Annotated in this window: 24 protein-coding genes and 1 tRNA gene; 12 read left to right on the plus strand and 13 right to left on the minus strand. The window is 68.8% G+C overall.

The annotated features are described in order from the left end of the window. Window positions 1–148 precede the first annotated feature (148 nt). The 8 genes from ACWEN0_RS12290 to ACWEN0_RS12325 all read left to right on the plus strand — a co-directional run bounded on the left by ACWEN0_RS12290 (window position 149) and on the right by ACWEN0_RS12325 (window position 6,642). Window positions 149–601, plus strand: a complete 453-nt coding sequence (locus ACWEN0_RS12290) for a hypothetical protein (protein WP_451972291.1) — start codon at window positions 149–151, stop codon at window positions 599–601. A gap of 246 nt (window positions 602–847) precedes the next feature. Next, complete coding sequence (locus ACWEN0_RS12295; RefSeq protein ID WP_451972293.1) at window positions 848–1,114, plus strand: hypothetical protein; 267 nt, start codon at window positions 848–850, stop codon at window positions 1,112–1,114. After that, a complete protein-coding gene (locus tag ACWEN0_RS12300; RefSeq protein ID WP_451972294.1) occupies window positions 1,095–1,346 on the plus strand; it encodes an AMED_5909 family protein in 252 nt (83 codons plus the stop codon). The genes ACWEN0_RS12295 and ACWEN0_RS12300 overlap by 20 nt, the downstream gene beginning before the upstream one ends. Window positions 1,347–1,680: 334 nt before the next feature. Beyond that, on the plus strand, window positions 1,681–3,234 hold the full coding sequence (locus tag ACWEN0_RS12305) for an FtsK/SpoIIIE domain-containing protein (RefSeq protein WP_451972296.1): 1,554 nt from the start codon (window positions 1,681–1,683) through the stop codon (window positions 3,232–3,234). After that, a complete protein-coding gene (locus ACWEN0_RS12310) occupies window positions 3,231–3,617 on the plus strand; it encodes a hypothetical protein (RefSeq protein WP_451972298.1) in 387 nt (128 codons plus the stop codon). Before ACWEN0_RS12305 ends, ACWEN0_RS12310 begins: the two co-directional genes overlap by 4 nt. Next, window positions 3,617–5,212 (plus strand): replication initiator, encoded by a 1,596-nt coding sequence (locus ACWEN0_RS12315; RefSeq protein ID WP_451972300.1) that lies wholly within the window; start codon window positions 3,617–3,619, stop codon window positions 5,210–5,212. The genes ACWEN0_RS12310 and ACWEN0_RS12315 overlap by 1 nt, the downstream gene beginning before the upstream one ends. A gap of 12 nt (window positions 5,213–5,224) precedes the next feature. After that, on the plus strand, window positions 5,225–5,443 hold the full coding sequence (locus ACWEN0_RS12320; protein ID WP_326949832.1) for a helix-turn-helix transcriptional regulator: 219 nt from the start codon (window positions 5,225–5,227) through the stop codon (window positions 5,441–5,443). A gap of 89 nt (window positions 5,444–5,532) precedes the next feature. Continuing rightward, on the plus strand, window positions 5,533–6,642 hold the full coding sequence (locus ACWEN0_RS12325; RefSeq protein WP_451972302.1) for a tyrosine-type recombinase/integrase: 1,110 nt from the start codon (window positions 5,533–5,535) through the stop codon (window positions 6,640–6,642). 57 nt (window positions 6,643–6,699) lie between these two features. Here ACWEN0_RS12325 and ACWEN0_RS12330 read toward each other — a convergent pair whose 3' ends face one another. The 6 genes from ACWEN0_RS12330 to ACWEN0_RS12355 all read right to left on the minus strand — a co-directional run bounded on the left by ACWEN0_RS12330 (window position 6,700) and on the right by ACWEN0_RS12355 (window position 13,311). After that, window positions 6,700–7,425, minus strand: a complete 726-nt coding sequence (locus ACWEN0_RS12330; RefSeq protein WP_451972304.1) for a hypothetical protein — start codon at window positions 7,423–7,425, stop codon at window positions 6,700–6,702. Window positions 7,426–7,718: 293 nt separating this feature from the next. Then, window positions 7,719–7,792: transfer RNA gene (locus ACWEN0_RS12335), tRNA-Pro, on the minus strand. A 117-nt stretch (window positions 7,793–7,909) separates the two neighbouring features. Next, window positions 7,910–9,082 (minus strand): alginate lyase family protein, encoded by a 1,173-nt coding sequence (locus ACWEN0_RS12340; protein WP_451972306.1) that lies wholly within the window; start codon window positions 9,080–9,082, stop codon window positions 7,910–7,912. A gap of 162 nt (window positions 9,083–9,244) precedes the next feature. Then, window positions 9,245–11,500 carry a glycosyl hydrolase family 18 protein gene (locus ACWEN0_RS12345; RefSeq protein ID WP_451972308.1) on the minus strand — a complete coding sequence of 752 codons (2,256 nt, stop codon included), beginning with the start codon at window positions 11,498–11,500 and terminating at the stop codon, window positions 9,245–9,247. 117 nt (window positions 11,501–11,617) lie between these two features. Further along, window positions 11,618–12,397, minus strand: a complete 780-nt coding sequence (locus ACWEN0_RS12350; RefSeq protein WP_451972310.1) for an enoyl-CoA hydratase/isomerase family protein — start codon at window positions 12,395–12,397, stop codon at window positions 11,618–11,620. 2 nt (window positions 12,398–12,399) lie between these two features. Then, window positions 12,400–13,311: a PaaX family transcriptional regulator gene (locus ACWEN0_RS12355; RefSeq protein ID WP_451972312.1), complete on the minus strand. Its 912-nt coding sequence runs from the start codon at window positions 13,309–13,311 to the stop codon at window positions 12,400–12,402. A 147-nt stretch (window positions 13,312–13,458) separates the two neighbouring features. On the opposite strand from ACWEN0_RS12355, the gene ACWEN0_RS12360 reads away from it, so the two are divergent. Next, window positions 13,459–15,096: an ABC-F family ATP-binding cassette domain-containing protein gene (locus ACWEN0_RS12360; RefSeq protein WP_451972314.1), complete on the plus strand. Its 1,638-nt coding sequence runs from the start codon at window positions 13,459–13,461 to the stop codon at window positions 15,094–15,096. After that, window positions 15,096–15,572, plus strand: coding sequence for an N-acetyltransferase family protein (locus tag ACWEN0_RS12365; RefSeq protein WP_451972316.1), 477 nt, complete (start codon window positions 15,096–15,098; stop codon window positions 15,570–15,572). Before ACWEN0_RS12360 ends, ACWEN0_RS12365 begins: the two co-directional genes overlap by 1 nt. Window positions 15,573–15,600: 28 nt before the next feature. Here ACWEN0_RS12365 and ACWEN0_RS12370 read toward each other — a convergent pair whose 3' ends face one another. The 4 genes from ACWEN0_RS12370 to ACWEN0_RS12385 all read right to left on the minus strand — a co-directional run bounded on the left by ACWEN0_RS12370 (window position 15,601) and on the right by ACWEN0_RS12385 (window position 20,843). After that, window positions 15,601–16,422 carry a carbohydrate ABC transporter permease gene (locus ACWEN0_RS12370; RefSeq protein ID WP_451972318.1) on the minus strand — a complete coding sequence of 274 codons (822 nt, stop codon included), beginning with the start codon at window positions 16,420–16,422 and terminating at the stop codon, window positions 15,601–15,603. After that, window positions 16,419–17,390 carry a carbohydrate ABC transporter permease gene (locus tag ACWEN0_RS12375; RefSeq protein WP_451972320.1) on the minus strand — a complete coding sequence of 324 codons (972 nt, stop codon included), beginning with the start codon at window positions 17,388–17,390 and terminating at the stop codon, window positions 16,419–16,421. Before ACWEN0_RS12375 ends, ACWEN0_RS12370 begins: the two co-directional genes overlap by 4 nt. Next, the gene (locus ACWEN0_RS12380; protein WP_451972322.1) at window positions 17,372–18,643 is read right to left on the minus strand and encodes an extracellular solute-binding protein; all 1,272 of its coding nucleotides are present in this window, start codon (window positions 18,641–18,643) and stop codon (window positions 17,372–17,374) included. The genes ACWEN0_RS12375 and ACWEN0_RS12380 overlap by 19 nt, the downstream gene beginning before the upstream one ends. 112 nt (window positions 18,644–18,755) lie before the next feature. After that, complete coding sequence (locus ACWEN0_RS12385; RefSeq protein WP_451972324.1) at window positions 18,756–20,843, minus strand: alpha-galactosidase; 2,088 nt, start codon at window positions 20,841–20,843, stop codon at window positions 18,756–18,758. 230 nt (window positions 20,844–21,073) lie between these two features. Between ACWEN0_RS12385 and ACWEN0_RS12390 the strand changes: the two genes are divergently transcribed. Then, window positions 21,074–22,111: a hypothetical protein gene (locus ACWEN0_RS12390; protein ID WP_451972326.1), complete on the plus strand. Its 1,038-nt coding sequence runs from the start codon at window positions 21,074–21,076 to the stop codon at window positions 22,109–22,111. Here ACWEN0_RS12390 and ACWEN0_RS12395 read toward each other — a convergent pair. Next, entirely contained in the window at window positions 22,074–23,018 is a 945-nt protein-coding gene (locus tag ACWEN0_RS12395; protein ID WP_451972328.1) for a methionyl-tRNA formyltransferase, read from the minus strand. The two genes, ACWEN0_RS12390 and ACWEN0_RS12395, sit on opposite strands and share 38 nt — an antisense overlap. A 115-nt stretch (window positions 23,019–23,133) precedes the next feature. On the opposite strand from ACWEN0_RS12395, the gene ACWEN0_RS12400 reads away from it, so the two are divergent. Then, window positions 23,134–24,432, plus strand: a complete 1,299-nt coding sequence (locus ACWEN0_RS12400) for a lysine N(6)-hydroxylase/L-ornithine N(5)-oxygenase family protein (protein WP_451972330.1) — start codon at window positions 23,134–23,136, stop codon at window positions 24,430–24,432. Here ACWEN0_RS12400 and ACWEN0_RS12405 read toward each other — a convergent pair. Both ACWEN0_RS12405 and ACWEN0_RS12410 read right to left on the minus strand, forming a co-directional pair. Further along, window positions 24,419–24,904 carry a DinB family protein gene (locus tag ACWEN0_RS12405; protein WP_451972332.1) on the minus strand — a complete coding sequence of 162 codons (486 nt, stop codon included), beginning with the start codon at window positions 24,902–24,904 and terminating at the stop codon, window positions 24,419–24,421. The two genes, ACWEN0_RS12400 and ACWEN0_RS12405, sit on opposite strands and share 14 nt — an antisense overlap. Before the next feature lie 61 nt (window positions 24,905–24,965). Then, window positions 24,966–25,769, minus strand: coding sequence for an ABC transporter ATP-binding protein (locus ACWEN0_RS12410; protein ID WP_451972334.1), 804 nt, complete (start codon window positions 25,767–25,769; stop codon window positions 24,966–24,968). Between the last annotated feature and the right edge of the window lie 4 nt (window positions 25,770–25,773).

Below are 25,773 nucleotides of genomic sequence, written 5' to 3' on the forward strand. Positions count from 1 at the left end.
TTCCCGGTGGTCCTGCTTGTGGACTCCGACGCGATCGCCGTACTGCGGAGGGAACTGGACGAGGTGAGCGCGGCATTGGACGCCGCAGCGGCACGAGGCGAAGAGCCGCCAACAGCTACTAATTAGCAGACGACACAAGGGATTCAGCATGGCTATCGACAAGGGACACCGGTTCAGCATCGACTTCGACGACGCATTCACCCAGGGCCTGGTGATGGTGGGCGAAGTGTCGCCCGACAACGAGTACCAGTCGCGAGAGGACCGGGCCGCCAATCGCCCGGTGCGGCAGCGGGTCGATGAGATCACGGGTAAGCGGCAGTGGAAGGTCATGGTCACCGACCCGGCGGAGACGCGGGCGAAGCGGGCGTCGTTCGAGATCACGCTCTTGGCCGACGTGCAGCCGGTGCCGACGACGTCGGAGGCGCTGCCGGGGATGCGGCCGATCGAACTGGAGGGGTTGACCGCTGAGCCAAAGGTGGCTGGTCAGGGTGAGTTCAAGTACCAGTCCTACGTGTTCCGGGCGACCGGCTTCAAGCAGGCCACCAGCAACGCGAAGGCGTCCCGGTCCGGTGGGTCCGGTGAGACGGCGAAGGCGGCGTGACGGTGGTGGGCTTCCGCGAGCGGGTCGAGGCGTGGGAGCAGGCGTATCGGGACTACATGGCCGCGTGGGAGCACGGCCGTGCGGTGTTGTCGCCGGTGAGTGCGACGAACACGGCGAATGCGGCTCGGCGAGTCTCCCGAGCGTGGCATGAGCTGGCGCAGGTGCGCGGGTTGCCGTGGTGGTGTGTGGCGGCGTTGGAATCGGCGGCCGAGGGGTTTGCCGACCTGGCCCGGGAATGGGAACGACATGACGGCAACGTGGGACGGGCTGGGGCTGCGCTGGACGGTGGGCGCGGGTACCGAGGTGACGGTGGAGGAGACCGGGACGGGCGCGTCCCACCCGCCGGTCCTGGTGCTGGCTGGTGGGCTGTGCGTGGTGACGCTGGTGCCGCCGGAGGACCAGACCGCGTGGACGGGATGCGCGGTGTTCCTTCGCCGGCTCCGCGACCACGCCGACGAATTGGCGGCGCTGCTGGAAGTCCGCGCGGGGAGGCGTGACCGTGCGCAGGGGTGAGCCGAAGACGCTGCGAGACGCTCACGAGGTCGTGATGGACCGCCGACCACCGAACGACGCGAACCCATCGGTCTGGCTGGCGTTCCGGCTCGGCAACGCGCGGCTGTACAAGGCTGTCGCGGACGTCGACCGGGGGCATCACCACGAGGCGCTGTACTGGGCTGGGTACGAGGAGCGGAAGGCGGGTGAGATCTCGGCGGAACTCCAGGCGGAGGGGACGCCCGCTGATTAGTCCCATGTAGACGACCGAAAAGTCAACAGTACCAGCAAAAAACGCACGCAATGACGTGCGGTGATGAAACACATCCTGATGCGGATGATCGTGATCCGTAAGGCGCAGAAGCGGTGCCTGGCTACCAACCTTGCCGCTCCTGCGCTGTCCACAACCAGCGGAAGTGAACAATGACAACGCTAAACGATGACAACGGGCGAGCGTCAACGGGGGTCACCCGAACGCGCTGCGCCTCCTGCAAACGATTCGCCAAACTCCTGCCCGGCGAGACCAAGTGCGCCCCCTGTCTGGGAATGCTGCCGCTGGACCTCGACGTGAAGCGGGGTGGTCGGTGATGTCTCCCGGATTCGCGGCGGTCGCCCTGGCTGGGCTGGGGCTCGGCGTGTGGGTGCTGCACAAGATCGGCCGCGCCCTGGCTTCGGTGGTCGAAGGTCTGGCTGCGGCGGCAGTGGTGTTCGTCGCTCTGTGGTGGCTGTGCAAGGCCGTGGTCTGGATGCTCGCGCAGGTCGTGACCCGGTGGCGGACCAGTCTCGCCGTGGTCGCGGTCTACGCCTGGTGCGAACTGCTGGGCTGGCAGTCGCTCGCCCTGGTACTGGGCGGAGTCGCAATGGCTCTCACGACGTGGTGGTTGATCGACGCCGTCTCCTTCGACCAGTGGTGCTGGCGGTTCCTGCGCTCCTGGTGGGCCCGTTGGGCGGTCTACGGGCGGAAGCTGCCGGAATGGCTGCACGCCTGTGGTCTTTCCGTGCGGGACGAGGCGCTGCCGGTGGTGGTGAACGTGAACCTCGTCGGCCGTCGACGCGCGCTGTCTCGGTCGACGTCGAACCGGGCGAACGCGCGGCTGCCCAAGGTGCTCGGCGTTCGGTCGGGTGCCTCGTGGGATGAGGTGCGGGTGGAGCTGGTGGCCGGGCAGAAGCCGGAGGACTTCGACGAGGCTGCCCGGGCGCTGGCTGTTGCGCGGAAGGTTGCTCGCTGCCAGGTTCGTGAGCTGGCTCCCAACGTTGTGTCGGTCGACTTTCAGCGCCGTGACCTTCTTGGCGGCGGGGTGGCCGGCCCGCAGGTCCCCGACGGCGTCGACTCATCCGGTGTGGATCTGCGCAACGTCTGGGCGGGGCGGACCGAGTACGGGCGTGACTGGCGGGTCCCGCTGCTGGGCTCCGGCGCGCACTGCCTGACCGCCGGTGCCTCCGGTGCGGGCAAGAACTCGGTGATGTGGTGCCCGCTCGTCGCGGCCGCGTCGGCGATCCGGGCTGGGGTGGTAAGGATGTCCGGGATCGACCCGAAGGGCATGGAACTGGCTTACGGGCGCGGCATCTTCTCTCGGTACGCGGTCGGAGGTAAGGACGCGGTCGAGCTGCTCGATGGTCTGGTGGAGGAGATGGAATCGCGCAAGCGCGCGTTCGCCGGTCGGCTCCGGACCATTCCGGTGTCGACGGAGTATCCGTTGGAGCTGCTGGAGTTCGATGAGATCGGCGCACTCACGAAGTACACCGACCGCAAGACTCGTGAGGCCATTGTGGAACGCGTCGCCCTGCTCACCACCCAAGGCCGGGCACTAGGGATCTCGGTCCGCGGCTACGTCCAGGAGCCCACTAAGGACACCGTCCCCGTGCGGGAGCTGTTCACCCGGCGGGTGTGCCTGCGCGTCACCTCGAAGACGCACGTCGGGATGGTCCTCGGCGACGGCGCGTACGAGCGCGGGGCTTGGGCGAACCGCATCGGCGACTCGGAAGCGGGTGTCGGGTACGTCTGGGGCGAAGGCATCCGCGAACCCCTGCGCATCCGCGCAGGCTGGGTCTCCGACAGCACGGTCAAGGCGCTGGAGGCGTACGTGACCAACGGTGGTGTCGCAGATCTGCGACACGGCGGTGAGGGGGTGGCCGCGTGAACCGTCTGATGATCTTCCTCGACGCCATCCGTGACCACCTGGAATCCCACCAGCTGCCGCCGGCCGCGTCGGTCGACGTCAACGCCTGGTCCAGCCCGATCACCGTTCAGCTCGACGTGGACGGGCTGCCGGAGGTCGCGCGCGCGTTGCTGGTGTGGACGCAGACGCTCGAGGACGTCTCGGCTCGGCTGTGGCGGCTGGTCGACGGGACGCAGGTGCACCTGTCGATCACCGGCCGGACGCCATGCGGCATCCCCGTCGTGGTGTTCGGCGTGGTGCGGTTTGAGCCGAGCACGTTCCCGGATCTCCCGGCCGGAGCGAGGCAGAACATGCCGGTGTTCCTTCTGCGTGGTTGGTCCTCGCCGGGGGAGGTGGCGGCCTGATGGGTGAGACACGTGCAGAGCGGATGCGGACACCGCTGGCTGCTGACGTCATCCGGGCGACAGCGGAGAAACACGGGGTCTGTGTCCGTCCATTCACGATGGAGGTGGGGGACACCGCAACCGGCGAACTTCGGTACGTCCCGGTGCCCTGTGGGGCCACTGTCGAGTCGGTCTGTCTGCCCTGCGCCCGGAAGGCGAAGGCGCTGCGGCAGGTCCAGTGCCGCGAAGGCTGGCACATGACCGAAGAACCGAGCCTCACCCCTGCTCCTCCGTCGGAGGACCACAAGGAACTGCTGACGTACCGCGCCGACCTTGTCGCGGCCTACCGGGAGGTGGTCGAGCACGACCAGGCGGAGGCCGAGGAGCTGCGGGAGGAGGTCGCAGGGGTTGACGCGGAACTTCGGCAACTTGGGATGCGGGGCCGGCTGCCCGCCCTCAATGTCCCGGCCAAACCTGCGGTGAAGCGGTCGACCAAGCGCAGGCAGGACACGCCAAACCTCCCTCGGCGAAAGGTCGCGAAGACCACCGTGGGCCGGGAGTACGCGGGGAAGTTCCGGCCGTCGATGTTCGTGACGCTGACCTGCGACACCTACGGGCCAGTCCGCGGTGACGGTGCTCCGGTCGACCCGTCGCGGTACGACTACCGGCGGGCTGCTCGGGACGCGGTGCACTTCTCGGCGCTGGTGGATCGGTGGTGGCAGAACCTGCGCCGGGTCGTCGGCTGGGACGCGCAGTACTTCGCCACTGTTGAGCCTCAGCGTCGGGCCGCACCGCACCTGCACGCCGCTATCCGGGGCTCGGTGCCGCACGACGTGATCCGCCAGGTCACTGAGGCCACCTATCACCAGGTGTGGTGGCCGGCGCATGACGAGATCGTCTACGCCGATCGCCTGCCGGTCTGGGGCGGCCCAGACACCGGCTTCGTTGATCCAGAGACGCGTGAGCCGCTGACCCGGTGGGACGACGCGGTGGAGGCGGTCGAGCATCCGGCGCACGTGGTCCGGTTCGGGCGTCAGGTGCACTCGAAGGGCATCCTCGGCGGCACGGAAGAGGCCGGCCGCCACATCGGCTACCTGACCAAGTATCTGACGAAGTCCACCGGGGAAGTGGTCGAGGCGGACAGCGCGGCCCAGGCCGATCATCACGACCGGCTTCACGCGGAGCTGTCGGTGACGCCTTGTTCGCCGCGCTGCGCGGTCTGGCTGCTTTACGGTGTCCAGCCTAAGGGCGTCACGGGCAAGACCACCCCTGGGCACTGCAAGGGGCGGGCTCACCGCCGGACCACGCTCGGTCTACCCGGCCGCCGGGTCCTCGTGTCGCGGAAGTGGTCGGGCAAGACGCTCGTCGATCACAAAGCCGACCGGCGGGCCTTCGTGCTCCAGGCGCTCGCGGCGGTCGGGATCGAGAAGCCGGCGGCCGACCGGTCACAGCAGGTCTGGCGCAAGGTCGAGCCCGGAGACCCGCAGGTCCCGCCTCGGCCGCACCTGGTGATGCGGGCGATCGCGGAGCGGATCACGTGGAAGGCCGAGTACGACCGGGCGCTACTGGCGGCGGAGAGACCTCCAGAAACTTCGGCAACCGAGCTCGCGGCCTAAGGGGGAGTGGACATGGAACTGCGACTGGTGGATGGGCGGTGGCTCACGACTGAGGAGTTGGGCGCCCTGCTCGGCGTTGATCCGTCGACGGTGCGGAGGTGGCGAACGTCCCGGCCGCCGCAGGGACCGCCCTTCGTTCAGCTCTCCGAGCGGGTGACCGTGTACAGCGCGTCGGACATCGAAGCGTGGCTACGGAGCAGGCGCGTTGATCCAGGTCAGGCGGCTGCGTGATGGCCGGCGATGTGCGTCTGCCGCTCGGCGTCTCATTGTCGTCTGATGTCGAGTACCGGCCTGGGCGGGCGAGTCCGTACCGCGCTCGGGTGCGGTGGATCGACCCAGTGACGAAGAGGCGTCCGAGCAAGTCGGAGGCGTTCGCGTCCGAGGATGAGGCTCGCGACTGGATCACCCGGATGGAGCGTGCCGCCGCTCAGGGCGTCGATCCGAACACGGCGACGATGAAGCTGGCCGACTACGGAACGACGAACATGACGTTCGCCCTGCGCGGGCTGGAGGCCAAGACCACCGATCCGTACTTGGCCGGCTGGCGGAAGCGGGTCGTCCCGACGCTGGGGCACCTGCCGGTCAGCATGATCACGAACGGGGCGGTCGACCGGGCAGTGCATGCGTGGATCGCGGATGAGTGCAGCCGGTCGACGGTGAAGAACAGCATTGCGGTGCTGGTCAGGGTTATGGAGCAGGCTCTCCGGGACGGCATCATCGACCGGAACCCGGCTCGGGTGACTGGCTGGCAGCAGGAGTACAAGCGCGCCGAGGACGAGTTGGACGATCCGCGGTCGCTGGCGCTGCCAGACTGGATCTCGCTCACGACGCTGGCGGACGCCCTGGTGGCGCGGTCGTCGGGGGAGTACCGGGGCTGGGGTGACGTGGTGCTGTTCGCTGCCTGCACGGCGGCCCGAATCGGGGAAGTCTCAGGCTGCCGGGTTGGGGATATCGACACCTCGTCGTGGACCTGGATGGTTCGCCGGCAGACCACGCCGTCGCCTGGCGGGCTGGTGGATAAGGGGACGAAGGGGAAGCGGGCGCGGACGGTTCCGCTGATCGAGGACATCCGGGAGTTGGTTCAGCGGCGTATCGCCCTCGCCGACAACGACCCGGATGGCCGGTTGTTCAAGGGGCCGCGTGGAGGCCGTATTACTACGGCGGTGCTGCGTGACGCGACGGCCTGGGACGAGGTAGTGGCGAAGCTCGGGCACGACCACCTGAGGCGCCACGACTTGAGGCATACGGGCTTGACCTGGATGGCGGATGCCGGTGTGCCAGTGCACCACCTGCGTAAAATCGCGGGTCATGGTTCGCTTTCGACTACCCAAAGGTATTTGCATCCGGGCCGACAAGCGGTTACTGAAGCTGGAGAACTCCTGACGAGGCACCTGCGGTCGCCGCGATTGTCAAGACTTCGTGTGATTTGATGGGGGCCCACTTGGGTCGTGGAGTATTACCTTTATTTGCGTTGAGGATAGTGCTGACTAATTCAAGAATGTGTCGATTGTCTTGTGTACAGCCTCGGCACTCGAAGCGATTGCCTTTACTCCGGGTGCGGACTTTTCAAAAGAAGAGAAAAGTTTGCGAACCATGTTGGCAATCTTGCTTCCCTCTTGGGGTTGGCTGTAGTGGATACGAAAAGTTGTGCCAGTGAGCGAGTCCATGGACTCTTGGACTCGGGGGAATCCGCCGATTTTGTACAGGGTCAAGGCTGTTTGGACATCCTGGAGCCTCTGAAAAACTAGAACGCGAAGTTGTTCGGGTAGATTGCTGGCGGATACCTCTTTGATGAGGTTCTGGATAACGTCTAACATGCTTTCCAGGCTGGGCTTCTCAAGTTGAGTTTCTCGGAGCCCGTGTCTGCGAAGTACTCGCGCGCAGGTCTGGAGGCTGTAGATCATCTCGCCTGTTACCTGATTTGAGTAGTTAATCATCGGAACATTGCGCACTGCAAGCAGGTCCATTACGAATTTTGAGACCGCAGGCATGTGCAGAAGAAGGTGATCGGGGTCTTCGTCTTCCGGGAGAGCCATTATTGCGCTCACTACTTGTTCCTGTTGAGCGAAAAGCTCAGCTATGGCAATCGGAAGTAGTCGCTCGTCTTCGATGCCGAGAATCCGCATCCAGATGGGGTAAGCTGAATCGTTCGACGCATTCGCTCTTGCCGCTTCGAGCACTGAAGCCAGTCGCGCGGCGGGATTATCGTCCATGACCAGCCTTGTCGGTCGGTAGTTGCTGAGCGTTACAAGTGTTGTGGTTAACTATATGCAACGACTTCGCTGGGGTCTTTGCTGGTCGCTGCCTCGGTCGAGGTGGCCTCGGGTGGGTGCCATGGTATGGCGCCGCGTGTCAGTTGGCTCGGAGGTCGTCGCCGCGTGTCAGCTGACGTGGTCCCCTGGTGGTCCCCAGGGAATCCGGTGGGGTCGGTAGGCCAGCAAAGTTGGAGAAACAAAAAAGCCGCCTGACCTGGGCTTTCACCCAGGCCAAGCGGCTTCCGTGTCCGTCGGGCTGACAGGATTTGAACCTGCGACCCCTTGACCCCCAGTCAAGTGCGCTACCAAACTGCGCCACAGCCCGGACCCGCACTCGCTGAGTGCGTGAGAAGTACTCTAGCGTGCCCGTGCAAGCTGCCTGCACTCGGGGGCCCGATCCGCCTGACCTGCGGAAACGTGTCAGGCGGATCGGGCGGCAAGATCAAGCCGGGTTTGCTGCGTGGGTCAGGGTCTGCCAGGCCACGAACAGGTTGTTCGAGCCCGCCGGGCGCTGGCGTTCCGTCAGCGTCTGCGTGTTCGCCATCGCGATGCCCAGGCGCGTGTGCAGGGCGTTGAAGCCCACCTCCGTCACCGGGCCCAAGCCCAGGTTCAGGTGGCCCGAGCACAGCCAGGACGGCGGGGCCGTGCCCAGCTGGTACTTCGACTGGAAGCCCAGGGCCTGGCGCAGGCGCTCGCCCACGTCCGTTCCGTAGACGTCCTGGCCCTGGATGCGCAGCGTCTCCGCCACGTCCGCTATCGCCGCTATGCCGTAGCCCGTGTGGGTGAAGTCGCGGCAGGTCTCCTGGGTCAGGCCGTCCACGAACGTCGATTGGCCCTGCCAGTAGCCGACGATCTGGTCGCGCGTCGAGAGGCCGCTGCCGGGGACCGTCTTCGGGAGGGAGCCGTCCGAGGACAGGTAGACGTAGGCCGCGACGCGGTTGCGGTAGCGTGTCACCGCCTTGTCGAAGTTCGTCTTGTCCTCCAGGAAGACCGAAATCCCGACCGCGGCCTCCATCATGGACAGTTCCCAGTTGCCGTTGCTGTTGCTGCCGTTGATGATTTTGTTCAGGTACACATTCCGCAGCATCGTGCCGAAGCGGCCGGAGTTCGGCCAGCTCGTGTACGTGTACTTGATGATCTCCGCCGCCCGGGGCCAGGACGAACCCGCCCAGCCCGTCTGCAGGGGCGCGTTGCTGTTCGTGTGGCTGGTGATCGTCGCCGACCACGCGTCCATCAGCGCGATCGCCTTCTGCGCGTAGCGGGCGTCGCCGGAGATGTACCAGATCAGCGCGTCCGTGTACGCCGCGATCGCGTCTTCCCGTTCGTCGGTACAACCGTTGTTCGGGTTCGAATACGGGCCGCACTCGACGACCGAACGCGGTTTCGGCGTGCGCGAAAGCGACGCATACGCACTCGATTTGGCTTGGTCGTAGGCGGCTTTCCACGGCTGGGCGCCGGCATTCACCTGCGCTTTGACGAAGTCGAGCTGGGGACGGCTGACCAGCACGCCCGGGTGTGTGAACGTCGCCGGCGCCGCGGGGGACGGGGTGGCGACCAGGCCGAGCGCCAGCGGGACCAGGGCGGCGAGCGTGGCGACTCTTCTCAAACGGGACATGGGCTCTCCTCGAGACGACGGTGTCCGGGGTAGCGCGCTCCGCCCAGTTTCATGGTCCAGACCACCAGGAGTCAAGACAAGGACGAGCCTTTCTTTTTGTTCCGAACAAAAGATTCAGCCCGCTGAACGGAGACGCATTTCCGTTCAGCGGGCTGAACGAAATCAGCCGAGTCCGGCGGTGACCGCGTTCATCAACGTCCCGGTGTCACCCGACATCTCCCACGCCATCACGCCGAGGAGGCCGCGCGACTTGAGCCACGTCGTCTTCAACCCGATCGACCACGCGTCGTCGAACGTCCACCACTGGCCGCCGTTGCCCGTGTAGCACGACGTCGCGACGGCCGCCGTGTCGTGGTAGACCGTGCACGCGGGAACGCTCGCCACCAGGTTCGAGTAGCCGCGCGTGCCCGCTTCCTCGGCGAACTGGCCCGGCGCCGCGCCGGTGGCCGACTGCCATTCGCCGTGCTTGCCGCCGTCCGCGACGCCCTGCCAGCCGCGGCCGTAGAACGCCAGGCCGAGGGTCAGCCGCCGGGGATCGACGCCCGCGTTCGTGTACGCGTTGATCGCGCTTTCCGCACTGAAGTGGAAGTTGTACGGGTCGTCCGCGTCGGCGTACAGGTTGCCCTGGTGGCCCGTGCGGTTCGGCTCCCACGAGTTGTCGCTGCCCGAGCCGTGGAAGTCGTACCCCTGCACGTTCGCGACGTCCAGGTAGTCGAAGACCTTCGACAGGTCCCAGCCGGACGCGACCTTGTTCGGGTCCGCCGGCGTGAACGCGTGCAGCTGGTAGCGCTTGCCGGTCGTCGCGCCGTACGCGTCGAGCTGCGTGCGGAACTCGGCCAGCAACGCGGTCAGGTTGTCCTTGTCGTTCGTGCTCCAGTGGTTGCCCGGGTGGCCGTCGGCGCTGCCGGGCCACTCCCAGTCGAGGTCGATGCCGTCGAAGAGACCGGCCGCGGTGCCCGGGCCGCCCGCGCCGCCGTAGGACGCGATGTTGCCCTTGATCCACGTGTCGAGGCACGACGAGACGAACTTCTTGCGCGACGCGTCCGTGGCCGCGACGTCGGAGAAGTACTTCGAGTACGTCCAGCCGCCCAGGGAGACCAGCACCTTGAGGTTCGGGTGCTTCGCCTTGAGCTTCTTCAGCTGGTTGAAGTTGCCGCGCAACGATTCCCAGCCGGTGTCGGCCACGCCGTCGACGGACTGCGCCGCCGCGAACGGCCGCGAGTAGTCCGCTTCGGCGTCACCCGCGCCGTCGCCCTGGTTCGGGTCCTGCGGGTTCGCCGTGGTGCCCTTCGTGACGCCGGAGAGGCACGTGAGGTTCACCGGGTCGATGTTCTCGAACGCGTACAGCAGGTGCGTCAGCTTGGCTGCCGCGCCGGACGTCTCGAGGTTCTTCACGAAGTACTGGCGCCCGTAGATTCCCCACTGCACGAAGTAGCCGACCTTCGCGTAGCCCGAAACGATGTCGCCGGTCTTCACGGTGATCGCGGTGCTGGCGGCGGAAACGTTGTCGTAGCCGTCGCGGGCGCGCACCGTGAAGCTGTACGAAGTGGACGGTGCCAGCCCGGTCACGACGGCCGCCGTGGTGGTCACCGTGGTGGCCAGCGTCGTACCGCGGTAGACGTCGTAGCTGACGACGCCGGTGTTGTCCGTCGAGGCGTTCCACGCGAGCGACACGCTGCCCGAATCGGCCGCGGTCGAGCGGAGCGAGCCCGGTGCGGACGGCGGGGACGTGTCGTCGGCCGGGTTGTTGGTGGTCACGGCCAAGGCCGCGCTCGCCGGCGAAGTCGTCCCCTTCGAATCCTTGGCCTTCACCGTGAACGAGTACGCCGTGCTCGGCGCGAGCCCGCTGATCGTGGCGCTCGTCCCGGTCACCGAGGCAGCCAGCGATGACCCCTGGTAGACGTCGTAACCGGTCACCGGCAGCGAACCGGCGGTCGAGGCGTTCCAGGCCAGCGCGACCATCTTGGTCGTCTTCGCGACCAGGCGCAGGTTGCCCGGCGCGCCCGGGGGAGTGTCGGGTGAACCGTCGCAGTTCGCGTTGTCGACGCGGCATTGCGCCGGCGTCGCGGCCGCGCTGAGCCGGAACGTCGGGCTGTACGGGTAGGTGTTCCGGCCCGGCGCCAGCGTCGCGATGTAGTACGCCGGGGTCAGCGTGACCTGGGTGCCGTTCTGCGTCACCGTGCCGTTTTCGCCGGTCGAGGCGGTGACGCCGGCGGGCAGCGTGAAGGTGATGGCCCAGTTGCTCACCGAGGCGCTGCCGGTGTTCGCGACCGTGTAGGTGCCGGTCGTGCCGCTCATCGCCAAGGTGGCGGTCAGTGAACCGGCTGCGGCGGCCGGGGGCGCGAGCGCCGCGATGCCGCCGACTGCGATCAGTACGGCGGCGAGCGCGGAGCGTAGTCGTGCGGGAGTGCGTCTCATGGCGGTTCTCCAAGCGGCGCGAAGGGGTTCGAGGTGGTCTAGACCACATCGAATGTAACCCGGTGCCGGGGAAACCGCGCACGCCCGAACGGCCGAAACCGCAGGCCGAACGGACTGTTAACGCCCCGAGAACGTCGCCTTGCCGGGTCCGTCGGCGAGGAACGACTTCACGGCGTTGCGGAGGTCCTCGGTTGCGAACAGCTCCGCGGCGATCGTCGTGATGTGCGCGTTCGCCTCCGGGACACCACCGGCGGAGAAGTGGTCGAGGACGCGCTTGGTCGCCGCATGCGCCCGGGTCGGTCCTGCAGCGAGCTGCGACGCGAAGGACCGAGCGGCCGCGTCGAAGCCTTCGTCCGGCAGGACGCGGTTGACGACGTTCCAGCGCTCGAGCGTCGCCGCGTCGTAGGTGTCGCCGGTCAGCACGAACTCCTTGGCGCGGCCGACCCCCGCCCGCGCGGCCAGCCGCTGGGTGCCGCCCATGGTGGGCGTCAGCCCGACGACCTTCTCGACCAGCCCGAACTTCGCGCGCGAAGCGGCGAGGATCAGGTCGCACGCCACGGCCACCTCGAACGCCCAGGTCAGGCACAGGCCGTGGGCGGCGAACACCGTCGGGAACGGCAGCGCCGCGACCCGGTCCGGCACCGCGAGCATCTCGTCGAAGAGCACCTTCGCCTCGGCGGGCGAGCCCTGGGCGTCGAACAGCGAGACGTCCACGCCGCCGCTGACCACCTTGCCCTCGGCGCGGATCAGCAGCGCCCGGGCCGGGGACTGCTCCAGGGAGTCGAGCGCCGCGGAGAACGACGACTGCAGCGAGGCGGTGTAGAGGTTCAGCGGCGGGGCGTCGACGGTCAGGACGGCGAGCCCGCCATCACGATCGAGGCGGACCTGCGAAGTCATGTTCACCCGGTTTCTTCGGCGGCGACGATGTCGTCCCAATACTGCTGGGCCTCGGGGCGCCAGTCGACGTGTTTGTGATGGAACAGTTCGGCGGCTTTCGTCCCGCTCCACTTCGCCGGCAGGAGCTCGGCCGGCAGCTGCGGGTCGAGGAACGGGAACCGCCGCCACTCGTGGACGAGCTCGGTCTGCGCCCGCAGCACCGCGCGGCCGCCGGTCGGGTGCAGGCCGGTGAACCGGTCGATGAAGTCCTCGTAGCGGTCCTTCAGCTCGGTGAGGTCCCAGGACCGCGAGACCATGGTCTCCTGCTCGCCGACCTCGCCGTAGGTGGCGGTGAACGACATCGCCTGGGCGTCCAGGCCCAGCTCGTTGACGATCTGCTGGGCCTCCCGCTGGCGGCTCAGGTCCGGGCTGACCCACACGCCGGCCACCGGCGAGCCGAAGCCCGCCCAGGTCAGGCGCGTGCGGAGGCGGTGGCGCAGGTCGCGCTTGGCCTCGGGCACCGAGACGATGAGCATCAGCCACTGCCCGTTCCAGGGGCGCTCTTCGCGGCCGAACGCGTAGATCCGCTCGGCGCCCTCGGTCAGCAGGCGCCGGCCCGGCGGCGTCAGCGACCAGCGCACCCGGCGCCCGACGCGTTCGGAGACCACCCAGCCCTCGGCGGCGGAGCGCGCGAGGGCCTGCCGCGCGGACTTCTCCTCGATGTCGAGGATGCCGAGCACCTCGACCAGCATCGAGGTCCAGACCGGCTTGTCGCGCGGCAGCGCGTACTCGCCGAGCACGGTCATCAGGAGCGACCGGGCGCTGGCGTGGCTGACCTCGCGGCGCCGGCTCACCGTGGGACGGGGCGCGGAGGGGCGGCCTTCCCTCGGTTTCGGCCGACGGCCGAGGGTGACCGGGGGAGCGGGTTCGCCCATCTGTGTTCACCGACCTCACTGCTTGGCTGGACCGACAACCGAACAGGGTACCCACACTGAGTGATCAAAGCGCCACGGGACACACACTGTCGGTGGCTTTGACCATGATCTGACCGTTCACCACGGCCCCGTAGACTCGGCCACCTCATGAGCGCAACTCTCGTCGCGAAGGACCTGGCCGCCGGCCACGGCGATCGCATCCTCTTCTCCGGCCTCGATCTCGTGGTCGCGCCCGGCGACGTCGTCGGCCTGGTCGGTGTCAACGGCGCCGGCAAGTCGACGCTCCTGCGGACCCTCGCCGGGCTCGTGAAACCGGACGACGGCGAGATCCGGCTGAACCCGCCGACCGCGACCGTCGGGCACCTGCCGCAGGAGCCCGAACGGCGCGAAGGCGAGTCGGTGCGAGCGTTCCTGGCGCGCCGCACCGGCGTGTCGGCTGCGCAGGCGGACCTCGACGCGGCGACCGAAGCCCTCACCGCGGGCGAAGACGGCGCCGACGACCGCTACGCCGTCGCCCTCGACCGCTGGCTCGACCTCGGCGGCGCCGACCTCGACGAGCGGTTCGCCGAAGTGGCCGCCGACCTCGGGCTGGCCGTCGACCTGGACCAGCCCATGACGTCGCTGTCGGGCGGGCAGGCCGCCCGCGCCGGGCTCGCGTCGCTGTTGCTGAGCCGCTACGACGTCTTCCTGCTCGACGAGCCGACCAACGACCTCGACCTGGACGGCCTGGCCCGGCTGGAGCGGTTCGTGTCCGGGCTGCGGGCGGCGACCGTGCTGGTCAGCCACGACCGCGAGTTCCTGGCGCGGACGGTCGACCGGGTCGTCGAGCTGGACCTGGCCCAGCAGCAGGTCAACACCTACGGCGGCGGGTACGAGGCCTACCTCGAGGAGCGCGCGGTCGCGCGGCGGCACGCGCGCGAAGAGTACGAGGAGTACGCCGACACCAAGGCCGCGCTCGAAGCCCGCGGGCGGATGCAGCGCGCGTGGATGGAGAAGGGCGTCAAGAACGCCCGCCGCAAGCAGCCCGACAACGACAAGAACGCCCGCAAGTTCCGCGCCGAGGCCACCGAGAAGCAGGCCTCGAAGGCGCGGCAGACGGACCGGATGATCGAGCGCCTGGACGTCGTCGAGGAGCCGCGCAAGGAGTGGGAACTGCGGATGGAGATCGCCGCGGCCCCGCGCGCGGGCGCGGTGGTCGCGACCCTGCGCGGCGCCGTCGTCCGCCGCGGCGGGTTCACCCTCGGGCCGGTGGACCTGCAGATCGACTGGTCGGACAAGGTCGCCATCACCGGCGCGAACGGCGCGGGCAAGTCGACGCTGCTGGCCGCCCTGCTCGGCCGCGTGGACCTCGCGGACGGCAGCACGGCGCTCGGCCCCGGCGTGGTGGTCGGCGAGGTCGACCAGGCCCGGCGGCTGTTCCTCGGCGACGTCCCGCTGGCCGAGGCGTTCGCCCGCGAGGTACCGGAACTGGCCGACGCCGACGTCCGGACCCTCCTGGCGAAGTTCGGGCTCAAGGCCGCGCACGTGCTGCGCCCGGCGGCGACGCTCTCGCCCGGCGAACGGACCCGCGCCGCATTGGCGCTGCTGCAGGCCCGCGGCGTGAACCTGCTGGTGCTCGACGAGCCCACGAACCACCTGGACCTGCCCGCGATCGAGCAGCTCGAGGCGGCGCTGGACAAGTACCCGGGAACACTCCTGCTGGTGACGCACGACCGCCGGATGCTCGACGCCGTGCACGTCACCCGCCGCATCGAGGTCGACGGCGGCAAGGTCCGCGAGCTGTGATGATCCGCGACGCGGTCGGCGAGGACGCCGGTTTCCTCGCGGACATGCTCGTCGCGGCGGTGAACTGGTCGCCGGAGTGGAAGAAGAAGTCGCGCCGCCGCGTGCTCGCGGCGCCGAACACCGGGCACTACATCGCCGGCTGGCCGCGCGAGGACGACCTCGGCGTCGTCGCCGAGGCCGGCGGCGAGCGGGTCGGCGCGGCCTGGCTGCGCTTCTTCCCGCCGGACGACCCGGGGTACGGGTTCGTCGCGCCCGACGTGCCCGAGCTGACGATCGGCGTGGCCGGGGCGTGGCGCGGCCGGGGCGTCGGGCGCGTGCTGCTCCGAGCCGTCGACGACCGCGCCCGGGCCGCGGGCATCGCGCGGATCAGCCTCAGCGTCGAACGCGAGAACTTCGCGCAGCGGCTGTACTTCGCGTCGGGTTACGAAGTCGTGAGCGCCGGGGCGGACTCCGACACCATGGTCAAGACCCTCTGATGCGGCACTTTCCCGGGAAAGTGCCGCATCAGCCCTTCGTCGCTCCGCCCGTCAGGCCCTTCACGAACTGCTTCTGCAGCGCCAGGTAGAAGATCAGCACCGGCAGCGTGGCCAGGAACATCAGCGCGAACACGCTCCCGAGGTCGGCCTGGTACTGGCCGATCGAGCGGTAGATGCCGGTCGTGATCGTGGTGCCCTGGCTCGGGCCGAGGATGATCAGCGGGTCGATGAAGTCGTTCCAGATCCACACGCCCAGGAAAATCAGCACCGACGCCGTCGCCGGGCGCAGCAGCGGGAACACCACGCGCCAGAACACCTGCATGCGGCTCGCGCCGTCGAGCAGGGCCGCCTCCTCCAGCTCCACCGGCACCCCGCGGATGAAGCCGGTGAACACGAAGACGCCGAACGGCACGTAGTACCCGACGTTGAACAGGATCAGCCCCTGCAGCGTCGCCATCAGGTGCGTGACGCGCAGGACGTCGGTGATCGGGATGAGGATGACCTGCGGCGGGATCATCAGCCCGGCCAGCAGCACCAGGGTCAGGACCTTCGTCCACCGCTTGCCCGAGCGCGCCAGGTAGTGGCCGAGCATCGCGGAAAGCACGGTCAGCACGAGGATCGACAGCACCGTGACGACCACGCTGTTGGTGAGGCTGACCCAGAACAGGCCGTCCGGGCGGGTCAGCACCGCGTGGATGTTGGCCAGCGTCGGCGGCAGCGGGAGGGACGCCGGCTCCTTCGCGATCAGGTCGCCCTGTTTCACGACGTTGGCCAGCACCAGGTACAGCGGTACGAAGAACACCGCGCTGACGACGAGCGCGACCGACGGCCGCAGCCAGGAGCGCGTCACAGGTCCACCTCCCGGCGGCGGAGGAAGTTCAGCACGATCGTCGTCACGACCGCGACGATCACCAGCATCAGCACGGCCATCGCGGACGCGTAGCCGACGTGGTTCGAATCGAACCCGGTCTGCAGCACGTCGAACGCGATCGTCGCGGTGGCCCCGGATCCCGGGCCGCCGTTGGTGATCACCTTGACGTAGTCGTAGGTCTTGAACGCGGAAATCAGCAGCACGACCGTGGTGATGGTCAGCGAAGGCGCGAGCAGCGGCCAGGTGACGGCGCGGAACCGGCGCAGCGGCCCGGCGCCGTCGATTTCGGCCGCCTCCAGCAGTTCCGGCGGCACCCCCTGCAACCCGGCGAGGTAGACGACCACGCAGAACCCGAGCATCTGCCAGCACACGATCGACGCGACCGAGTACAGCGCGACGTCCGGATCGGACAGCCAGCCCGGCGGGTGCTCGACGCCCAGGGACCGCAGCAGGGTGTTCAGCGGGCCCTGGTCGTCCAGCAGCCGCGACCACACGATCGAGACGACGACCGAGCTGAGGATCACCGGCGTGAAGAACACGCTCCGCAAAGCGTTGTACAGCCAGCCTTTCCGGTCCAGGAGCAGCGCCACGCCCAAGCCCAGCACGTTGGGCACGATCACCACGATGAGCGTCAGGATCGTGGTGACCTTCAGCGCGGTGAGGAACTGCTCGTCGGTGAACAGCAGCTTGTAGTTGTCGAACCCGACGAACTTCACCGGCGGGTTGAACGGGTTGTAGTTCGTGAGGCTGTAGCCGAAGCTGATCAGGATCGGGGCCATCACGAAGCACAGGTAGACGAGCACGCCCGGCGCGCCGAATGAGGCGAAGTGCCAGACCCGCGGCAGGACCGGCTTGCGCCGCCTGCCGCGAGCGGGGGCCCGGCGGGTCTTCGGGGGTGCTGGGGGACTGACGACGGCGGCCAAGTGCGTCAGCCCGCCTTCGCCCACTCGGTGTCCAGGAACGCGCACGCGTCGGCCACGGACTTGCGGCCGGTGATGACGTCCTGCGCGGCCTGGTCGACCTTGTCCTTCATGCCGGGCAGCAGCCCGTCGTCGGCGGTCTCCCAGCGGAAGGCGTGCACCACGGCGTTCTGCTGCACGGCCTGGGTGTAGAGGTCGTAGCCGGCCTTGAACGTCGGGCCGACGCCGGCCGGCGGCGTGTAGCCCTTGATCGCCGGGAACAGGCCGTCGGCCTTGACCGAGGCGTCGAGCTGGTCCTTGTCGAGCTGGAACCCGAGGGCGAACTTCTTGGCGGCGTCGAGGTGGGACGCCTTGGCGTTCACGATCATGCCGCCGCCGGTGTAGGCGGGGACGACGAGCTTGCCGTCTTCGGTCGGGAAGTTGAAGACGCCCACCTCGAAGTCGTGCTTCTTGCTGTCGGCGTTGGCGGCGAACCAGTTGCCCATCGGGTACATCGCGCTCTTGCCGTCGAGGAACGCCTGTTCGGTCGCCGCGTAGTCGCGGGACACGCTGGTCTTGTCCACGTACCCCTGCGCGGCGAGGTCGGCGAGCTTCGAGAACGCTTTCTGGAACTCGGGATCGGTGAACTTGACCTTGCCCTGGCGGCGCTGGGTCAGCCAGTCCGGTGTCGTGGCGTAGACCTCGGTGCTGACGAGTCCGGAAAGGATCATCGACGACGGGAAGCCGTCCTTGCCGCCGCCGATGGTGAACGGCGCGATGCCCTTGTCCTTGAGCTTGCCCGCGTCGGCTTCCAGCTCGGCCCAGGTCTTCGGCGTCGACGTGATGCCGGCGTCGGCGAACATCTTCTTGTTGTAGTAGATCGGCGGGATGGTCTGGGTGTTGGCCGGCAGCTGGTAGTACTTGCCGTTGACCGGGTTGGCCTCGGGGAACTGGAAGTCCTTGAGCTCGTCGGGCGTCCAGGCGTAGAGGTTGCCCGCTTCGGCGAACCCCGCCGAGTCGACGGCGATCATCACGTCCGGGAACTGGCCGGACTGCAGGAGCTGCTTCGCGTACGACGTCCGGCCGTCGGCGGTCGGGGCGACGAGCTTCTTGACCTTGATCCCCGGGTTCTTGTCGGTGACGCGCTTGATCGCCGCGTCCCAGTAGGCCGGAGTGAGGTTCGGGGTTTCGAAGGTCAGGAAGGTGATCTCTTCGTCCCCGCCGCCCCCGGTGTTCGAGCCGACCGAACACGCGCTCACCGCCAGGAGCAGCGTTGCCCCGAGCGTCAGGAACCTTCTCATCGTGCCTCCCACATGCCACCCACCATATGTGATGTATGACGCATTTGATCGGACGTCTACTGCGGTGTCAAGCGTCGAAACCCGTCGAATCTGGGGGCGATGTGCCGAGAGATCAGATCTTTCGCTGCAATCGGACGACCGTGCTCGCGAAGTCGCCGGTCGGCAGGCCGAGCGGGAGCCCGTGGGCGAGGAGCACCGCACCGCTGTGCGTGGTCCCGGAATCCGGATCGACGTACCGGTGAGCGGGATCGAGGCCGTCGAGCCGCAGCGGGCGGCCGGGCGCGGTGAAGTGTGCGGCCTGCCGGTAGGCGAAGACGACCACCCGGTCGCCGTGGACGTACTGGAGCGCGGTCACCCCGTCGTCGACGGGCGGCCGGAGGCGGTACAGGGCGCCGTGCTGGACGACCGGCCGGATGTCCTTGTACAGCGCGATCAGCTCGCGGGCGAGGGCGAGGTCTTCTTCCGGCCAGTGCACGATGTCGCCGCCGACGCCGAGCACGCCGGCCATCGCGACGTGGAACCGGAAGCGCAGCGGCAGCGACCGTGCGGTGACGAAGTTGGGGTTGTCGGTGACCCAGGCCGACATCGCGCCGGCGGGGTAGAGCTGGCTGTAGCCGTGCTGGATGCGCAGCCGGTCGAGGGCGTCGGTGTTGTCCGACGTCCACACCTGGTCGGCGCGGGCGAGCACGCCGAGGTCGATCCGCCCGCCCCCGCCACTGCACGCCTCGATCCGCAGGCCGGGGTGGTCCTGCCGGAGCCGGTCCAGAACCGCGTAGACGGCTCTGGTGTGCTCGACCCACAAGCGGTCCGGGTCGGCGTCGGCCGGCCAGCCGGCTTCGCTGAACGGGCGGTTCATGTCCCACTTGAGGAAGTCGATCCCGTGGTCGCCGACGAGCCGGTCGAGCCAGTCTCGGGCCCATTCCCGGACGTCCGGCCGGGCGAAGTTGAGGACGACCTGGTGCCGCAGTTCCGACCGGCGCCGGTGCGGGTGGTGCAGCACCCAGTCCGGGTGGGCGCGGTAGAGGTCGCTGTCGGGGTTGACCATCTCGGGCTCGACCCAGATGCCGAACCGCATGCCCCGTTCGTGCACGGCCTCGACCAGCGGCTTCAGGCCGTCGGGGAAACGCTCGCGGTTCACGTGCCAGTCGCCGAGCCCGGCGTGGTCGCCGGTCCGCGCCCCGAACCAGCCGTCGTCCATGACGAACAGCTCGGCCCCGAGCGACGCGGCCCGCTCGGCCAGCGCCCGCTGTCCCTGCTCGGAGACGTCGAACCCCGTTGCCTCCCAGGAGTTGTAGAGCACGGGACGCAGTTCGCCCGGGTGCGGGAGGACGTGCTCCCGGACGTAGGCGTGCCAGGCGCGGCTCGCGGCGCCGAAGCCACCGTTCGAGTAGAGCCCGGCCGCGACGGGCGTGGTCAGCGGCCTCCCCGGTCCGACGCGGTGGACGACGCCGTCCTGCCCGAACCCGCCGCTCACGGTCAGTCGTCCGGTGGACGAGCGGGTGGTGGTGAGCCGCCACGAGCCGCTCCAGGCGAGGGCGACGCCGTAGACCTCGCCGTGGCGCTCGGTCGCGGTGCCGTCGTCGACCATGACCCACGGGTTGGCGTGGTGCCCGGTGATCCCGCGCCGGCTGGCGAACGTCGTCTCGCCGTGGGCGGCGGACGTCCGGTGCAGCTGGGTTTCCGCGGCCCAGCGGCCGGTGACGTGGCTGAGCCGGTAGTCCTCGAGGACGGGCAGTGCCCAGGTCGCCGAGTCGGCCCGGACGACCTCGACGTCGGTGTCGGCGGCCAGTTCGGTCCACCGCTCTAGGACGTTCTCGCGCAGGCGGTAGTGCAAGGTGATGCGGAGGGGGTAGTGCCGGTCTCGCAGGTGGACCTTCAGGTGGCTTTCGACGACCTCGTGGTCTGCGTACTGCCATTCGAGGGCGCGCGTGCCGTCGGCGAAGCGGACTTGGAGGGCGGGCGTCCAGTACCGGGTCCCGCCGTCGGCGGCGAGTTCGTCCCGGCCCTCGTTGGGGTCGTTGAAGCCGTCCCACCAGGGGAGCGTTTCGGTCGCGAGCCCGGCGGCTTCGGCGGGCGAGAGCCTCGGGCCCCAGTAGACGTGGGTCGGCGCGTCGTCCTCGTCGAGCCGGAGGGCGTAGGTGCTCGAGCCGCCGGTGAGCACCCAGAGCCGGCGGTCGGAGTCGAAGCTGATCTCGGCCATGCGCGCCATCCTGGCCGCGGGCCGGGTGGCCGCCAAGAGACGTCCCGCTGACCGGGCCGTGACCTTCCGCGTCCGAAAGGGTGTTCCTTCGGGCGGTATTTCCGTTCGAGGTTCGCGATCCGTAACAGGAACCCGGTAACGGGGGATTGTGCGGGATATCCGCCGGGGAGGCGAACGCAATGGAAGACCCTGATCGAAGCCGGGCCGCCAAGATCGTCGATTCACCGTCCGTGCACGATTTGATCATCGAGCACCAGAAACCGGGACGGCCGGATTTCGCGCGGCTGCGGGCGGAGTTCGAAAAGAACCAAGGGCGCATCCTGGAGGAGTACTACGCGCTCAACTTCCCCGCGGCGTTGCTGCTGGTCGCCCAGCCGCGGTCCGGGTGGTCGCGCGGGGTCCTCTACAAGACCAGGCTCTTCTACGACCCGAGTCAGAGCACACCCGAGTTCGATGCGGTGTTCCGCTCCGCCCGCCGGGTCGAGCGGAAGTACGCGGTGCTCCTGCGCGGGCGGGTGCAGGAGATCCTGACGCAGGGTATCTACACCACGGGCGCCCATCTGCTGGCGGTGCTCGACGCGATGTCCCCGGCCCGCGACCGGAGCCCGGACGAGAAGGACCGCATTCTCGGCGCGGCCGAGGCCGGGAAGAAGGAAACCAAGCAGATCGAGCGGTACGCCTATCTCGCCGCCATGAAGTCGGCGTTGATCCGGTACCTGTCGGGCATTTTCCTGGGTGCGCTCGTCGTGGCGCTCGGCGTCTACCTGGCCGTCATCCTGCGGCTGAAGCTCGAAAACGGCACTCCCGTGGTGGTCTGCCTGGCCTGCGGCGGGCTCGGCGCGATGGTCAGCGTGATGGTGCGGATCACCAACCGGCGGAAGGTGCAGGTCGGCATCGACCAAGGCCGGTTCGTCACCGTTCTTTCGGGTGCCTTCCGCTCGATCATCGGCGCGGTTTTCGGGGCGGTCCTGTTCGTCCTCGTCGCCGGGGGCCTGCTGCCGATCGCGATGCCCGGAGCGGCGGACAAGGTTTCGCTGTTCTTCGCCGGGCTGTCGTTCTTGGCCGGTTTCAGCGAGCGGTGGGCCCAGGACACCATCATCCGGACCCTGCCCGGCGCGTCGGACGCCGGCGACCCGCGGCCGCCGGAGGCCGAGAAGAAGAAGTCGCCGCTGGTGGACGTGACGAAGCCGCGTCCGCCGGGGACCGGGCAGGATCAGGACGGCGAAGCGCTCAAGGGCGGTCGGTCAGGTACCCGCCCATCGTCTTGAAGTACTCGTGGGCCGGCAGGTCCGTGCCGTCCGCGGTGCGCACCTGCTGCACGACCAGGCCCGGCGACCGGCCGCGCCGCGCGTCCGGACCGGCGACGATCACCACGCCGTCGCCCTCCTTGATGAAGATGCGGCCCGGCGTCCCGCCGTAGTGGCCGCGGGACACGGACGCGCGCAGGATCCGCAGCGGCTCGCCGCGGTGGTAGGTGAACGCGTTCGGGTACGGGTCCGGCAGGGCCCGCACGAACCGCTCGATGTCGGACGGCGCCGACGTCCAGTCGATGAGGCTGTCGCGTGCCGCGCGCTTGTGGAAGAAGCTCGCCTTCGCGCGGTCCTGCGGCACCGGCGTGTAGCCCGTCTCGATCAGTGAGATGGCCTCGGCGGTGATCGGGGCGATCAGGTCCACCGTGCGGTGGAACAGGTCCGTGGTCGTGTCCGCCGGGCCGACCGGGATCGCGCGCTGCAGGACGATGTCGCCCGCGTCGAGCTCGCCGTCCATCATGTGGGCGGTCACGCCGACCTCCGGCTCGCCGTTGATCATCGCCCAGATCAGCGGGGAGAAGCCCGCGTAGGACGGCAGCAGCGAGTCGTGGATGTTCAGGGTCCCGTGGCGGGGCAGCTCGAAGATCTCCGGCGGCAGCCAGGTGCGCCAGTTGTTCGCCACGATCAGGTCGAGGTCCGCCGCCTTCAGCTCGGCCGGCAGCTCGGCGTCGTCCGGGCGATCGCGCAGCAGGACCGGGATGCCGTTTTCCGAGGCGAGGTCCGCGACCGAGTCCGCCCAGATCCGCTCGTAGGCGTGGTCGCTCTTCGGGTGCGTGACCACGAGGGCGACCTCGTGGCCGGCGTCGATGAGCGCCCGGAGGGTCCGGTGCCCCCAGGTCTGGTAGCCGAACATCGCCACGCGCATTCGAGAGTGCCCTTTCGTGATCGGGGGACCAACATCACCACGAACGTACTAGGCGAGGCTCGCCTAAGTTAGGTTAGGGTTCCCTGAACCGTATCGGAGCACGCGAGGGAGCACCATGACTGCAGAGGTCCCGATCTACGACGTCGTCGGCGTGGGCTTCGGACCGTCGAACCTGGCCCTCGCGATCGCCCTCGCCGAGCACAACGCAAGCGCCGAGGAGCCGGTGACCGCGCACTTCCTCGAGCGGCAGCCGCGCTTCGGCTGGCACCGCGGCATGCTGATCGACACCGCGACCATGCAGGTTTCGTTCCTCAAGGACCTGGTCACCCTGCGGAACCCGACCAGCGAGTTCAGCTTCCTCAACTACCTCCACGCGGCGGGCAGGCTGGTCGACTTCATCAACCACAAGAACCTGTTCCCGCTGCGCGTCGAGTTCCACGACTACTTCGCATGGGCGGCCGCGAAGGTCGACGACGTCGTCTCGTACGGCACCGAAGTCGTGGCGGTGAACCCGGTCCACGACGGCGACGAGGTGGCCTACTTCGACGTCGAGGCCTCCGACGGCTCGTCGCTGCGGGCCCGGAACCTCGTGGTGGGCACCGGTCTGCGGCCCCGGCTGCCCGACGGCGTCACCTCCGGCGACCGGACCTGGCACAACAGCGAGCTGCTGTTCCGCGTGGACGCCCTGCGCGGCACCGACCCGAAGCGGTTCGTCGTGGTCGGCGCCGGTCAGAGCGCCGCGGAAGTCGCCGCGTTGCTGCACGACGAGTTCCCGGGCGCCGAGGTGTGCGCGGTCTTCGCGCGCTACGGCTACAGCCCGGCCGACGACAGCTCGTTCGCCAACCGGATCTTCGACCCCGAAGCCGTCGACCGCTTCTACGAGGCGGGCGAGCCGGTCAAGGACCGCCTGATGCGCTACCACGGCGCGACGAACTACTCGGCCGTCGACATCGACCTGATCGACGAGCTGTACCGCCGCGTGTACCGCGAGAAGGTCCTCGGCGTGGAACGGCTGCGGCTGTTCAACGTCTCGCGCCCGGTCGAGGTCACCGACGCGGGGACGGTGACGATCGAGTCGCTGACCACCGGCGGGCGCACGGTCCTGGACGCCGACGCCGTCGTCTACGCCACCGGCTACCGGCCCGCGGACCCGACGCCGTTGCTCGGCGAGCTGGGGCCGCGCTGCCTGCGCGACGACGACGGCCGCCTCCGCGTCGAGCGCGACTACCGCCTGACGACGGAACCGCCCCTGCGCGGCGGGATCTACCTGCAGGGCGGCACCGAGCACACGCACGGCATCACGTCTTCGCTGCTGTCGAACACGGCCGTGCGGGTGGGGGAGATCCTGCAGTCCATTGTGGACCGCCGGGTCGTCGCCGAGCCGGCGGAGGAGTACGCCGTCAGCGCGCGGTGAGCTGCTCCCGGAGGATGTCGCCGTGGCCGGTGTGGCGGGCGAACTCCTCGATCAGGAACAGGTAGATGAACCGGAGGGTCACCTCGCCGACGACCGGGTGCGTCCACCGGTCGTCGAGCGAGAAGCCCGCCGCGATCTCGCGCGAGCGCGCGCAGGCGCGTTCGTACTCGGCGATCACGTCGGCCACCGTCTCGTCCTCGGCGACCACGAAACTCGGGTCGCCCGGGGTCGACGGGCCGTCGCACTCGGCTTCGTCGAGCCCGCCCACCAGCCACTGGAACCAGCGGCGCTCGGCGACGGCGGCGTGCTTGACCAGGCCGATGGGCGTGGTCAGCGACGCGACGAGCCGCGTCCGGGCCTCGGTTTCCGACAGGTCATGCGCGTTGTCGACGAGCGCGCGGCAGTTGCGGTCGAGCATCGCCTCGAGCAGCTCGCGCTCGGGGCCGGCGGTCTTTTCGGGCAGGGCGTACACGGGGGAACCAGCTTCCTGAGGGGGAGTGTGCCGGAATCGGCGTGAGGGCCCCAGGATAGCGCTAGTTCACCGGCGCCGGGTGGTGCCGGCTGATCGGGATCACCATCGGCGTCCCGCTCACGGGGTCCGGCGTCACCTGGCAGCGGACGTCGAAGACCTCGTCGACCAGCTCTTCGGTGATGACCTCGACCGGCTCGCCCGACGCCACGATCCGCCCGGACTTCATCGCGATCACGTGGTCGGCGTAGCGGCACGCCTGCGGGAGGTCGTGCAGCACCATGACCACTGTCCGGCCTTCACCGCGGTTGAGGTCGACGACGAGGTCGAGGACGTCGATCTGGTGCGCGAGGTCGAGGTACGTCGTGGGCTCGTCGAGCAGCAGCACCGGCGTGCCCTGCGCGACGGCCATCGCGATCCACGCGCGCTGCCGCTGGCCGCCGGACAGCTCGTCCACCGGCCGGTCGGCCAGGTCCGTCATCTCCGTGGCCTCCAACGCGGACCGCACCGCGCCTTCGTCCGATGTGGACCATTGGCGCCACCAGCTCTGGTGCGGGGCGCGGCCGCGGCCGACGAGGTCCGCCACCGTCATCCCTTCGGGCGCCACCGGCGACTGCGGCAGGATGCCGAGGCGCTGGGCCACCTGGCGCGTCGGCAGGTCGTGGATCGACCGGCCGTCGAGGTACACCCCGCCCGACTTCGGCGTGAGCAGGCGGGCGAGCGTGCGCAGCAGCGTCGACTTCCCGCACGCGTTCGGCCCGACGATCGCGGTGATCCGGCCGTCCCGGATGTCGAGGTCGAGGCCGTCGATGACGACCCGGTCGTCGTAGGCGACGCGCAGGTCCTGCACCCGAAGGGAAGGGGTCATGGGG

The sequence above is a fragment of the Amycolatopsis sp. NPDC004378 genome, from assembly GCF_053602455.1.